Annotated in this window: 8 protein-coding genes, 8 tRNA genes and 2 pseudogenes; 2 read left to right on the top strand and 16 right to left on the bottom strand. The window is 37.9% G+C overall.

Going from position 1 to position 12,386, the window contains the following annotated elements:
- Nucleotides 1-11: 11 nt before the first annotated feature.
- The 8 genes and pseudogenes from HT689_RS07505 to HT689_RS07470 form a co-directional block, all read right to left on the bottom strand.
- Nucleotides 12-776, bottom strand: a complete 765-nt coding sequence (locus tag HT689_RS07505; RefSeq protein ID WP_173225504.1) for an ester cyclase — start codon at nt 774-776, stop codon at nt 12-14.
- Between the two features lie 3 nt (nt 777-779).
- Complete coding sequence (locus HT689_RS07500; RefSeq protein WP_173225501.1) at nt 780-1,223, bottom strand: MarR family transcriptional regulator; 444 nt, start codon at nt 1,221-1,223, stop codon at nt 780-782.
- A 144-nt stretch (nt 1,224-1,367) separates the two neighbouring features.
- Nucleotides 1,368-2,561, bottom strand: coding sequence for an O-antigen ligase (locus tag HT689_RS07495; RefSeq protein WP_173225498.1), 1,194 nt, complete (start codon nt 2,559-2,561; stop codon nt 1,368-1,370).
- A 137-nt stretch (nt 2,562-2,698) separates the two neighbouring features.
- Nucleotides 2,699-4,141 (bottom strand): annotated as a pseudogene (gene gtfA, locus HT689_RS07490) (sucrose phosphorylase).
- A gap of 297 nt (nt 4,142-4,438) precedes the next feature.
- Entirely contained in the window at nt 4,439-5,272 is an 834-nt protein-coding gene (locus HT689_RS07485) for a carbohydrate ABC transporter permease (RefSeq protein WP_000711265.1), read from the bottom strand.
- 16 nt (nt 5,273-5,288) lie between these two features.
- Nucleotides 5,289-6,161 carry a sugar ABC transporter permease gene (locus HT689_RS07480; RefSeq protein ID WP_173280919.1) on the bottom strand — a complete coding sequence of 291 codons (873 nt, stop codon included), beginning with the start codon at nt 6,159-6,161 and terminating at the stop codon, nt 5,289-5,291.
- Between the two features lie 18 nt (nt 6,162-6,179).
- Nucleotides 6,180-7,430: an extracellular solute-binding protein gene (locus HT689_RS07475; protein WP_173280917.1), complete on the bottom strand. Its 1,251-nt coding sequence runs from the start codon at nt 7,428-7,430 to the stop codon at nt 6,180-6,182.
- 34 nt (nt 7,431-7,464) lie between these two features.
- Nucleotides 7,465-9,627, bottom strand: coding sequence for an alpha-galactosidase (locus HT689_RS07470; RefSeq protein ID WP_173225489.1), 2,163 nt, complete (start codon nt 9,625-9,627; stop codon nt 7,465-7,467).
- 107 nt (nt 9,628-9,734) lie between these two features.
- Here HT689_RS07470 and HT689_RS07465 point away from each other — a divergent pair.
- Together HT689_RS07465 and birA are read left to right on the top strand one after the other, a co-directional pair.
- Nucleotides 9,735-10,595: pseudogene (locus HT689_RS07465) on the top strand (AraC family transcriptional regulator).
- Nucleotides 10,592-11,527 carry a bifunctional biotin--[acetyl-CoA-carboxylase] ligase/biotin operon repressor BirA gene (birA, locus tag HT689_RS07460; RefSeq protein ID WP_173225486.1) on the top strand — a complete coding sequence of 312 codons (936 nt, stop codon included), beginning with the start codon at nt 10,592-10,594 and terminating at the stop codon, nt 11,525-11,527. Before HT689_RS07465 ends, birA begins: the two are co-directional and overlap by 4 nt.
- 125 nt (nt 11,528-11,652) lie before the next feature.
- Here the strand turns inward: birA and HT689_RS07455 are convergent.
- The 8 genes from HT689_RS07455 to HT689_RS07420 form a co-directional block, all read right to left on the bottom strand.
- Nucleotides 11,653-11,740 (bottom strand) — tRNA-Ser (locus HT689_RS07455).
- A 6-nt stretch (nt 11,741-11,746) separates the two neighbouring features.
- A tRNA-Ile gene (locus HT689_RS07450) sits at nt 11,747-11,820 on the bottom strand.
- Nucleotides 11,821-11,854: 34 nt separating this feature from the next.
- Nucleotides 11,855-11,925 (bottom strand) — tRNA-Gly (locus HT689_RS07445).
- A gap of 20 nt (nt 11,926-11,945) precedes the next feature.
- Nucleotides 11,946-12,018 (bottom strand) — tRNA-Phe (locus HT689_RS07440).
- Nucleotides 12,019-12,021: 3 nt separating this feature from the next.
- Nucleotides 12,022-12,095: transfer RNA gene (locus tag HT689_RS07435), tRNA-Met, on the bottom strand.
- A gap of 10 nt (nt 12,096-12,105) precedes the next feature.
- Nucleotides 12,106-12,195 (bottom strand) — tRNA-Ser (locus tag HT689_RS07430).
- 10 nt (nt 12,196-12,205) lie between these two features.
- A tRNA-Ile gene (locus HT689_RS07425) sits at nt 12,206-12,279 on the bottom strand.
- 13 nt (nt 12,280-12,292) lie between these two features.
- Nucleotides 12,293-12,366, bottom strand: a tRNA-Met gene (locus tag HT689_RS07420).
- Nucleotides 12,367-12,386 lie beyond the last annotated feature (20 nt).

The following is a 12,386-nucleotide window of genomic DNA, read 5'->3' as shown; positions in this document are numbered from 1 at the left end:
TTGTCCTCAATTTAAAACTTTCCTCGGTTGGTCAAATCTTCAACCTTTGGCATAATTTCCTTATTATCCCAATGCTCCACAATTTTCCCATTTTCTAGACGGAAGATATCGTACTGGGCATAAGCAAGGCCATCAATCTGAGTTTGACCATAACTAACCACATAGTTTCCTTTTCCTAATAGTTGGAAAATAAAGTCGAAAGTGACACCAGGTTCAGCCACATAGTTTTTATAAGCGACACTTCCTTGTCCAATCTCATGATTATGCTGAATCAAATCATCTGCCACATAATCACTCCACTGCTCCAGTTCCCCATTTTGGAAAATTTCTGTCAAGAAACGGCGAACCAACTTTTTATTTTCTGCTGTTTTGTCTAAATCCTTGATTTCAAAATCTCCAAAAATTTGATCTAATTGACCATTTTCAGGTGTTCGATAGTAGTCAATAACGTCCCAATGCTCCACGATACGTCCATTCTCATCTGCACGGAAAGTATCTGTCGTTACCCATTGAGCTTCCCCACCATTCAGATATTGATGAACATGAACAAAGACCAGATCGCCATCCTCAATAGTGCGGACAATCTTCATCTGACGTTCTGGATGACGCTCGAAGAAATTTGCAAAGAAGGCCGCAAACCCTTCTTTTCCGTCAGGCACACCTGTCGAGTGTTGGATATAAGTATCCCCTACAGACTGGGCTTGAGCCTCAGCAACTCGTCCGTCTTGAATGGCATGAATGTATAGGTTGTGAGCATTTTTCACTTGTTGTGACATGATTTAAACCTCATTTTCCTTCTCTTTCAGATTATCCAAAATTCTTTCTTGAAAGGCTTCAAACTGCCTAATTTCTTCCTCTGAAAATCCTTTGTAAAAGATCGTATCCAATTTCTGACTGACACGATGTCCCACTTCTTTCTGGGACTGCCCCAAATCTGTTAAAACTAAATACTTCTTACGCTTGTCTTCTCCACATGGACTAACAGTTACAAGATTTTGTTCCTCAAGCTTTTTTATCATAGTCGTCAGCGTATTATTAGCAAGACCAGTCGCAAGCGCAATATCTGTCGCAGTTGCGCAGCCAGTTTCACTATTCCATAAAACCGCTAAAATCTTACCCTGTTCACTACGATAAAGAGCTTCAGGATCTTGGCTCAGTAACTTTTGAAAAATCCGCCCATTCAACAAACGAATATGATGGGCTAGCAAATGACTATCTTTCATAACACCTCCAATTTATTTCGATATCGAAAAGAATAAAACAATTATAACACTCATCGTTCCAACTGTCAACTATTTCGATTTGGAAATAATTTTTCCCAGTAAAAAAACCTCCTACCCAAGGTAGAAGATTTTAATCTTATAAACTTAATCCGTCATGTCCGATACCAACGTTCGATGCTCCAATGGAACACTGCACATAACTAGCAAGAAAATGAAACCTGACTGAATCCAGAAGAGGGCCAAGTCAAAGATTCCGTGTACAGCAACCACTGTAAGGAAAGACAGATAAAGACCGATAATCGGGCGTTTCCCCGACTCCTGACTCATATCCATCATCAAGCGAACAGGAGCAACAGAAGACAAAACTAATAAAATAGTCCCCACAATTCCGTAACTCAGAATCGTATCGATATATAGACTGTGAGCATGTTCATGATAAGGAGCATTTATCCGAGGATAAGAGTGCATATAGGTCAATGGCCCCTCACCCCAGAAAGGATTTTGCTTAAATAAGGCCATCCCAGCATCCCAGATAGAAATGCGTTCTTCCATAGAAGAGTCTAAAGTCCCCATCCGAACTCCTAGATCACTGGAAAAGAGGAAACTCAAGCCAATCGCAAAGACCCCAATACTAAGCCAAAAGGCCTTCCAGTTTTTAATGGTCGTAAAGAGATAAATAATGGCTCCAGCGATAATAGCAGGAAATGCAGTTCGATTTTGCGTAAAGTTCAAACCAAAGAGATTCACAAAGCCTGCAAACACACAGAATACTTTCAACCAATTCAACTTGGTCGTTGTAAACAGATAGAAGGCAATCATGATACAGAAACAACAAATAATTCCATAATAATTAGGATTAAAGAAGGTCACTTCTGCACGATTCTGATGCCACACCTGCATATTGGGTGAAAGAAAAGCATAGTTAAATTTCTTCACAATTTGGAAATGTTCTAAACTCGCAAAAGCAGCTGACAAGACGCTACCAAACAAGACGAGCTGCAAAATCAATCGAAAGAATTTATGTGATAAAATCGACTGATAGTGCAAAAAGAAAACAGTAAATAGAAAAATTCCTACTGAAGCCACAACTCCCATCCAATTTTGTGCAAAAACGGATATAACAGTACTATAGCCAAGAAAAAGAAGCAGCATCGGATGCTCCCCCATTTTCTGAAGAATACTTTTCATGTCTCCTGTAAAAATCAAACTGATAATATATAAACAGAATACAACTACAAAAAGATAAAAGGGTAAAAAGATACTCAGGATAATTCCCAATAAAATCAGCTCTTTACTAGACAACCCTCTCAGCTTTTCAATAAAGCCTATTGATTTCAAAATGAATCCTTTCTCTCCAAATCAGTTGATTCAGATAATAGTAAGCTATCCTATATTGTACCACTTTTTTAGCAATTTGAAAACAAAGGAAACGTTTTCCAAAATAAAAATCCTATTTTATCAACCATATCAAGGCTTCAAAATGTTACTTTAATTCCGTTCTCAATTACCCGATAAGTCTGATTTTGCAAATCAATTTCTGCTACTGCTGTTACGGACTTATCTTTATTTTGACGTTTGATTACAATGCTGTGGGCTGTTGGTGTTTCAACGTCAATAGTTCCTTCTAAATCAAATGCTTCTGAACGATTACGGAAAGAAAATAGATTGAGAAGTGCCTTCACCACAGGACGTTGGACTTCTTCTGCTATTTCCTCATTGCTATAGTAATGACGATTAATATTTCGACCTTCTTTAGTTTCTTCTAATAATTTCAAGTCATTCTTGCCTGCTAATAGACCTACATAGTAAACTTGAGGAATACCTGGAGCAAAAGCTTGAATTAGACGAGCGAGAAAATACTTAACATCATCATCTCCAAGCGCAGAATAATAGGTTGAATTGATTTGGTAGATATCTAAATTATTATACTCGGCACTGGAGTACTTACGTTTGACATTAGCTCCAACCTTATAGAGTTCATTTGAAGCATAATCAATCTCCTCATCGGTCAGGATATCCTTGACATCTACTACTCCAATCCCATCATGGGTATCTAGCGTCGTAAATTGCTTCATCGGGCTCATCTTCAACCACTTAGCCAAACGCTCTGTTCTGGAACTGTAAAGAGTATAAAGTGTCACCATTGGAAGAGCAAAATCATAAACATAGTAATCATGGTCTGCTATTTTAAACTGAATCGAATAGTGTTCATGAATCTCAGGTAAAAGCTCTGTCCCATACTCAGCAGCGATATCTCGAACTTTGTCCAATAAATCCCAAATATCTGGTTCTACAAAGAAATCATTAGTATCCAATTTCTTCACTGCATAAGCAAAGGCATCTAGACGAATCAAATCACATCAATTACTTGCCAAGTGCTGAATGGTCTTACGGATAAATTCCATCGTTACTTCTTTGCTCACATCAAGATCAATCTGCTCCTCACCAAAGGTATTCCACAAATGTTCCACTGAACCATCTTCAAACACAATCTCTTGCTTTGGTGCACGATCCTTACGCTTGTAAATTAAATCTACATCAGACTGTGTTGGACGGTTTTCTGGCCAAAACTTATCCCAGTTTAAAAAGAGATCTTTAAATTCACTGGCTTCATGTTTTTCTTGATAGTCCTTATAATACTTAGATTGACGAGAAATATGGTTAATCATAAAGTCAAACATAAGATAATACTTCTCACCTAAACGCTTAACATCCTCCCAATCACCAAAAGCTGAGTCCACTTCGTCGTAGTCAACTGGCGCAAATCCACGATCACCTGTTGATGGGAAAAATGGTAGAAGGTGAACTCCCCCAATAGCATCTCCAAAATGCTCTTCCAAATTCTCATATAAGTCTTTAAGATTATTTCCCAGACTATCTGAATAGGTAATCAACATGGTTTTATTCTGAATTGGCATCATTACTCTCCTTTTTCTAATTGAAGCCAAGTCTTATATGACCTGGCTTCGTAAATCAAATTCATTTTAAATCTCTGTTTATCATCAAACTCGTATTAATATAGACTGTGATAAACTAAGTACTACTTTATTTTTTTCTTGAATTGTCAATAAGCTGAATCGTCCCTTCGTATACGGAATTGAACACGGGACTAATTTCTTAGGAAAAAAGATAAATCTTCTTGTGTGCAAGCACACTACGTCAATTTCCTATTTTTCTACAGAAATTTTCAGCAAGCTGAATCGTCCCTTTGTATCTTATTTCACTGCTCCGTTGCTCATTCCTGAAATAATATGTTTTTGGAAGATGAGGTAGACGACAGTAATTGTTACAATTCCCACAATATAGGATGCAAAACTTGGCCCATAGTCATTAAAATACTGACCTTGGTAGTTGTACTGGAAGAGAGGCAAAGTCCACATCTTGGAATCCTTATTCAAAATCAACAATGGCAACATAAAGTCATTCCAGAACCATAATGCATTGATAATCAAGGTTGTAGCATGCATGGGCTTCAGCATTGGAAAGATAATTCGACGGTAAGTTGTAAATCGATCAGCCCCATCAATTTCTGCAGCTTCATCTAAACTATCTGGTACACTGATTTTAATATAACCAACATACAAGAAGAGGGTCTGTGGAATTGCATAAGTTAGATAAAGTAGTACCAACCCCCACATATTTGCCAGGCCGAGTTTGCTCATCATAACTGTGATAGGAATCATAATCACCTGAAATGGAACAAATATCCCTAAGATCAAGAGCGAATACATAATTGCAAAGGCTTTTTTCTTGGACATATTTCGAGCAATGGAATAGGCTGCAGCTGGTATAAAGAAGGCTACTACAATCAATGATAACACCGTAATAACAGCTGAATTCCAGAAATAGCCTCCAATTCCATCCGAAACCAATCGTTCATAATTGCTTAATGTAAAAGGATTGGGCAAACCAAAGAAATGATTCATGATATCCTTGGTTGTCTTGAAGGAACTAAAAACCGTTACCAACAAAGGAACAAGTATGAGAATACCACCTACTATCAAGAGGACATACTTCCAAAACTGATTCAATTTTTCTTCTTTTTTCATGTGTCAGACTCCCCTATTAGATTTCAAATTTCTTTGATAGTTTGATTTGGATAAGAGAAACAATTCCAATAATTAAGAATAAAATCAAGGCAATTGCATTCGCATATCCATATTGATTACTCTTGAAGGCATAGTTATAGACTAAAAGACCAAGAGACGTTGTAGCATTATTTGGACCACCACTCGTCAAGGCAAAAATTTGGTCAAAGGCAGTCAAACCGGACTTAAGAGCTAGGATAAAAACCATAGAAATCGTTGGCAACAAATATGGTAATTCAATCTTCCAAAAAGTTTGTTTGCTTGTTGCACCATCAATTGATGCCGCCTCCAAAATATCAGATGGAATACTCTGAAGACCAGCAAGAAAGAGAATAATTGGCATTGCTACTCCTTGCCATAGAAGAACAAAAATAGTTGCCACTACCGCTCCGATTGGTGTTCCTAATAGACTTTCTTGTAAAAAACTAATCCCTAAAATTTTTCCAATCGTTGGAAGACCATAGTTAAAGAATTGTTTAAAAATCAAGGAAACTGTCAAACCAGACAAAACCGCTGGGAAAAAGAACCATGCTCTAAAGAAGGTCTGCCCTTTCATCTTAGAATTTAAGGCTCGAGCCACAACCATCCCAATTGTAATCTCTCCAATAATCAATGCCAGGGTTACAATCAAAGTAAAAGCAATGGCTGTGAAGAATTTCCCATCAATCATCAGCAATTTGTAGTTATTCAGACCAACAAATTTATAATTATAGGTCAATCCAGTCCAGTTAGTCAAACTATAGAAAGCACCTTGTACCATCGGAAAGTAAAAGAAGATAGCTTGTAATGCAAGCGGGATGAACAAAAAAGTCCAACCCCAGTATTTATTTAAAAATTTTCGAATAGCCATATCATCTTAACTCCTATTCTAGTCCAAATCTGCCTTCATTGGATTAAAGAAAGCATTGAGATTGTTTGCCATATTTTTCAGATTTTTATCCATCAAGTAACCTGCACTTAGATTGAAAAAATCTTCTTCAGAATTCCAGTGTTGGCCCAACCAAACATAATGTTTATCCGTAAATGCTAGTTTAGAAATCTCTGCAAGTGCTGAATCTTCTTTTTCCTGTACACCTTTTACAGCAACTGGTGATCCATCCACATCATAATATGCTTGCATAGCTTTTGAACTAGTCATATAGCTGATAAATTCTTCGGTTTCTTTAGGATGTTTGGTAGTAGCTGAAGTTGATAATGCCATGTCCCCTGCACCAACAGTGACTTCTTTTCCTACTTCTTCTCCTGGGAAGGCAAACATCCCCACATCAAATTTTGGATCCTGTTGATTAATTGCCGCTAATGCCCATGATCCTTGTGGCATCATCAAGGCTTTTTCATTCGAGAATGCTACCACCGCATCATTATAAGAGGCACCACGCCATCCATCTTGAGCATTATCCGCCAACAAATCTAGTCGTTCTGCATCTGCTTTTAAAATAGCATCATCTGCAGAAATAGCATTTGGTTTTGAAAAGCGAAGATAGTTATTAGCTGCGTCTCCACTGCCTGTAATGGTAATGAGAGAAAGTTGGTGATAACCGTTTAATGTCCATCCTTCATTGCCTGCAACTGCAAACGGAGAATTCCCACTATCTTTTATCTTTTTAACAATCTCTTGAAACTCTTTAAAAGTCTTCGGTTCCTCAAGTCCTAATTCTTTAAACTTTGTTTTATTGTAATAAATTCCATAAAGGTTAGCAGTTAAAGGCACACTATAAATCTTGTTATTGATTGCATACTTTTCTGCATAGTCATTCTTAATATTCTCAAGATAAGATTTCCCTGTCATATCTGCAAAGTAACCTGCTTTTGCCCACTCCTGAAAATCCATATTTTGAGGATAGATATTAACAATATCTGGAACATCTCCTGATAAAATCCGAGTCTTCAGAACAATACCAGCTGCCGGAACAGTCGTCAGTTTTACATCAATAGTAGGATGATCCTTTTCAAAATTATCTACAATTTTTTGCAAAGTATCCGCCATTTCGGTCTTCTGGTTAAAAAATTCAATCGTTACCTTTCCATCAGTCGATTGATTATTCTGACCACAAGCTGCTAGACCTAGTAAACTAGCCCCAGCGACTAAAAGAAAACCTGCTTTCTTATACCATTTCATTGGAAAGCCTCCTTTATAAATTTATACACCTTTATTATAGTCTTCTAAAAATATACTGTCTACTCAAAAAATCTCCTTGGGATAAGATAACAGTTAAGCCTGCATACATGAGTTCTGCACCTGAGTAAACTTCTCCATTTTCCTGTAATTCATACAGTCCCTCTTCATCCAAATCTTTTAACTTTAAAGTTGTTTCCATGGTCTCTACAACTGACAAAACGCGAACGTAGGTTACAATCGTTTGATTTTTGTAATTAAATTGTACAGCTGCTTCATTGGATGCAGACTCGGGATTGATTAACCTATACTGTTGTCCTAACTGAACTACTGGTCGTAATTCTTTATACAAGTTCACCTGATTAGCAATCTCAGCTTTCTCTTCATCTGATAAACTTGTCAAATCAAGCTCATATCCCAAATTTCCCATCATTGCTACATGACCACGTGTTTCTAATGGTGTCGTTCGCCCCATCTGATGATTCGGTACTGCTGACACATGAGCCCCCATAGAAATGGTTGGATAGAGATAAGATGAACCGTATTGAATTGGTAAACGTGCAATAGCATCAGTATTATCACTAGTCCAGACTTGTGGGAAATAGCGCATCATACCCAGATCATTTCGTCCACCACCACCAGAGCAGGACTCAAAGAGAATATGGCTGTGCTTCTCTGTCAGATAAGAAACGAGTTCGTAAAGCCCCAACATGTACTGATGAGATTGCATCTTTGTCTCTAGATAAGTAAAGCCATTTCCTAGGTTGGTCATATTACGATTCATATCCCATTTAATATAATCAATCTCATGATAAGATAGGAGTTGATCTAAGACATTTTTCAAGTATTCTACTACCTGAGGATTGGCAAGATTAAGTACTAATTGATTCCGAGAATAAGTATGCTCATATCCTGGAACCTGAATAGCCCAGTCAGGATGTTTACGATACAAATCACTATCTACAGAAATCATTTCCGGTTCTAACCAAAGTCCAAACTGTAGACCTCTTTCATGGATAGCTGAAATCAGACTTTCTAGGCTACCACCCAGTTTTTTCTCATTAACAATCCAATCACCTAAAGCACGATTATCATCAAAGCGATTGCCAAACCATCCATCATCCAATACAAAAAGTTCAATACCAACTTTCTTAGCTTCATCAGCCAGCTCTAACAGTTTTTCTCTCTGAAAGTCAAAGTAGGTTGCTTCCCAGTTATTGATTAGAATTGGACGTTCTTTTTTAGAAAATTTACTTGGCAGAATATGCTTCAGTACAAAATTTTGACTTTCATGGCTAATACCAGTTAATCCCTTATCTGAATAGGTCACTAAAGCTACTGGTGTTTCAAAGTATTCCTCAGGGTCTAACTTCCAAGAAAAGTTTTCCGAATTAATCCCAATCGCCAGTCGAACTTCATTCAATTGATTCCTTTGAACAAAAGCTTCAAAGTTTCCACTATACATTAGTTGAATAGCAAGTGCATTCCCAGCATCCTCTGTGACTCCTTGATCACATAGTAGAAGAGCTGGTGTTTGAGCATGACCAGAAGCACCGCGGTTCGAACTAATCGAAAAGATTCCTTGTTCTACCTGTTGACGTCTGACAGTCTTTTCGCGAGCATAAGCACCCTGAAGAGTTACGATTTCGTAAGCTGCAGCTGGCAAATCAGCCATAAAAGAAAAATCTTTATGGATGACAACTTCCTGATTACTATTATTCTCTAATTTACTGTAGCTAGCAATTGTCGCATCATTATCAAAAGCAGTATAATACAAAGTCAGGCTAAGTTGAGCCTTAGAATCTTCTAACATCAAAGCAAGGGTCTCTGTATCGTCCATGCTATGCGGAGAAGGTAATCCCTGTGGACCATTCTGACCTTTTAAAATCTTTGCTTCTACAAATCGAAAGTCTGTTACTTCAGTTACACTATGCTGAACCTGTATAGTTGGTTTCCTAAAATCTCCTAAGCCATGTTGTCCGAAAATCTGACGCTGAGTATCTAAACTAAAGGTTCTATTATTAGCCGTTGGATTCCCTGAAAAGGCATGGTCTCGTTCATAAACACTATTGCAACCTTTATAGTTCTTAATAGTCTTTCCTAAATGTTTCAAAAGTAAGTAGCCATTTCGATTTTCAATAATCAAACTTAAATTTTTACTCTCAACATAAAATAGATTATTCTCTAGCCTAACTCCCATTTACTTCACCTCATCACTTTATTGATTCTATTTTATCATCTGAAATCGCTTTCCAAAATAGAAAAATGTCTCAAGAATATGGTAAAATGTTAGGTAGGAGGTAGCACATGCTAGTTTTTTCAGAATACCAGACTGGAACAATTGACCTTTCCTTAAGCTTTTATGGATATGAGGAATGCACACCAAATTACTCTTTTGGTCCAGCCATTCGTGATACATACGTTCTACATTACATTACTAAAGGACAAGGAAAATTTCATTACAAGGGTAAAATTGTTGATTTAAAAGAAGGAGATTTCTTTCTATTAAAACCATAGGAACTAACCTTTTATCAAGCAGATAGTAAAGAACCTTGGGCCTACTACTGGTTGGGAATCACTGGAGGGAAAGCTCCTGATTATTTTGCTCTTTCTCAAATTTCTGACCAATCCTATCTCATCCAATCTGAAACTTGTCATACCCAGTCTACTGCAAAACTCATCTCAGACATTGTCCGCTTCGCTCAGATTACAAAATCAAATGAATTAGCTCAACTCCATATCATGGGACAGCTCCATGAACTGATGTTTCATCTGGGAACTATTGCTCCCAATCAGAAAAAAAATAATATTTCATCAACCCACCAACTCTATCTTGAATGCAAAAGATTAATTGATAGCCACTATCCTCAATCACTTACAATCCAAGATTTAGCAAAAGAACTATCCGTTCACAGGAGCTACTTATCAAGTGTATTCAAAGAATTTAATACCTTATCACCTAAAGAATACCTACTCTACGTTCGAATGCACCGAGCTAAACAACTTCTCGAAAATACCCAAGAGTCCATCAAGGTAATTGCATACTCGGTAGGTTTTTCAGATCCACTACATTTTTCTAAAGCCTATAAACAATACTTTAATCAGACTCCAAGTCATACAAGAAAAGAATACTCTCAATACCAACTAGTGAGAAAGGAAACACTATGAAATCCTACCAAGCTGTCTATCAGATTCTAGCTAAAGAAACCGACTATATAAGCGGAGAAAAAATTGCAGAAGAACTATCACTGACCCGAACATCAATTTGGAAAGCCATCAAGCGGTTAGAACAAGAAGGCATTGAAATTGATAGTATCAAAAACAAAGGCTATAAACTGGTGAATGGAGACCTTATTCTTCCAGAACTTCTAGAAGAAAATCTTCCAATTAAAGTCAGCTTTAAACCCGAAACAAAATCAACACAACTAGATGCAAAAGAAGCAATTGATTTAGGAAATGAAGCAAACACCCTCTATATAGCTTCCTATCAAACAGCAGGCCGAGGTCGATTTCAACGTTCTTTCTACTCACCACAAGGTGGCATTTATATGACACTCCATCTTAAACCAAATCTCCCCTATGACCAATTACCATCCTACACACTACTTGTAGCAGGAGCTATCTACAAAGCCATTAAGAACCTAACATTAATAGATGTCGACATAAAATGGGTCAATGATATCTACCTAAACAATCATAAAATTGGAGGAATTCTCACTGAAGCAATGACCTCTGTAGAAACAGGCTTAGTCACAGATATCATTATTGGAGTAGGAATCAACTTTACTATTAATGACTTCCCACAAGAGTTAAAAGAAAAAGCTGCTAGCTTATTTAAAACTACAGCTCCAATAACAAGGAATGAATTAATCATAGAAATCTGGCGTGCTTTCTTCGAAACACCAGCAGATGAGTTATTATACCTATATAAAAAACAGTCATTCGTTCTAGGAAAAGAAGTTACTTTCACACTAGATCAAAAAGACTACAAGGGACTTGCTAAAGACATCTCTGAAAGTGGTAAACTTTTAGTTCAATGTGATAACGGAAAAGAAATCTGGCTCAATAGCGGAGAAATTTCACTCAAGGGTTGGAAGTGAAATAACACAATTATAATATAAACGATATAAAAATAACTTCAGATTAGTAATGCAATTAAGTTTTACAGATTTGAAGTTTTATTGTCTCTAAAAGTAAAAAAGAGAGTTACAAACTCTCATTAAAACGGAGAATAAGGGATTCGAACCCTTGCGCCAGTTACCCGACCTAACGATTTAGCAAACCGTCCTCTTCAGCCTCTTGAGTAATTCTCCAATTAATGGGCACGAGTGGACTCGAACCACCGACCTCACGCTTATCAGGCGTGCGCTCTAACCACCTGAGCTACGCGCCCAAGTTAAAAACTTGGTAATTTGAACAAAGTTCAAAGCGGGTGACGAGAATCGAACTCGCGACAACAGCTTGGAAGGCTGTAGTTTTACCACTAAACTACACCCGCATACATACTATAAGTAAAAATGGCGCGAGACGGAATCGAACCGCCGACACATGGAGCTTCAATCCATTGCTCTACCAACTGAGCTACCGAGCCTTATTGCGGGAGCAGGATTTGAACCTACGACCTTCGGGTTATGAGCCCGACGAGCTACCGAGCTGCTCCATCCCGCGTTAATATAAAAGGAGGATGTGGGATTCGAACCCACGCACGCTTTTACACGCCTGACGGTTTTCAAGACCGTTCCCTTCAGCCGGACTTGGGTAATCCTCCAATATTCAAATGGACCTTGTAGGACTTGAACCTACGACCACTCGGTTATGAGCCGAGAGCTCTAACCAGCTGAGCTAAAGGTCCGACAAGATCATTATAGCGGCGAAGGGGATCGAACCCCCGACCTCCCGGGTATGAACCGGACGCTCTAGCCAGCTGAGCTACACCGCCATGTATCGGGAAGACAGGAT

The sequence above is a fragment of the Streptococcus sp. 2342 genome, from assembly GCF_013276795.1.
Classification (GTDB): domain Bacteria; phylum Bacillota; class Bacilli; order Lactobacillales; family Streptococcaceae; genus Streptococcus.
This window is presented reverse-complemented; position numbering and strand designations above follow the sequence as displayed.

Coding starts and splice junctions, on each gene's coding strand:
- HT689_RS07500 (WP_173225501.1), bottom strand. CDS start 1,223: ATGAAAGATAGTCATTTGCTAGCCCATCATATTCGTTTGTTGAATGGG.
- HT689_RS07470 (WP_173225489.1), bottom strand. CDS start 9,627: ATGGGAGTTAGGCTAGAGAATAATCTATTTTATGTTGAGAGTAAAAAT.
- HT689_RS07480 (WP_173280919.1), bottom strand. CDS start 6,161: ATGGCTATTCGAAAATTTTTAAATAAATACTGGGGTTGGACTTTTTTG.
- HT689_RS07505 (WP_173225504.1), bottom strand. CDS start 776: ATGTCACAACAAGTGAAAAATGCTCACAACCTATACATTCATGCCATT.
- HT689_RS07485 (WP_000711265.1), bottom strand. CDS start 5,272: ATGAAAAAAGAAGAAAAATTGAATCAGTTTTGGAAGTATGTCCTCTTG.
- HT689_RS07475 (WP_173280917.1), bottom strand. CDS start 7,430: ATGAAATGGTATAAGAAAGCAGGTTTTCTTTTAGTCGCTGGGGCTAGT.
- birA (WP_173225486.1), top strand. CDS start 10,592: ATGAAATCCTACCAAGCTGTCTATCAGATTCTAGCTAAAGAAACCGAC.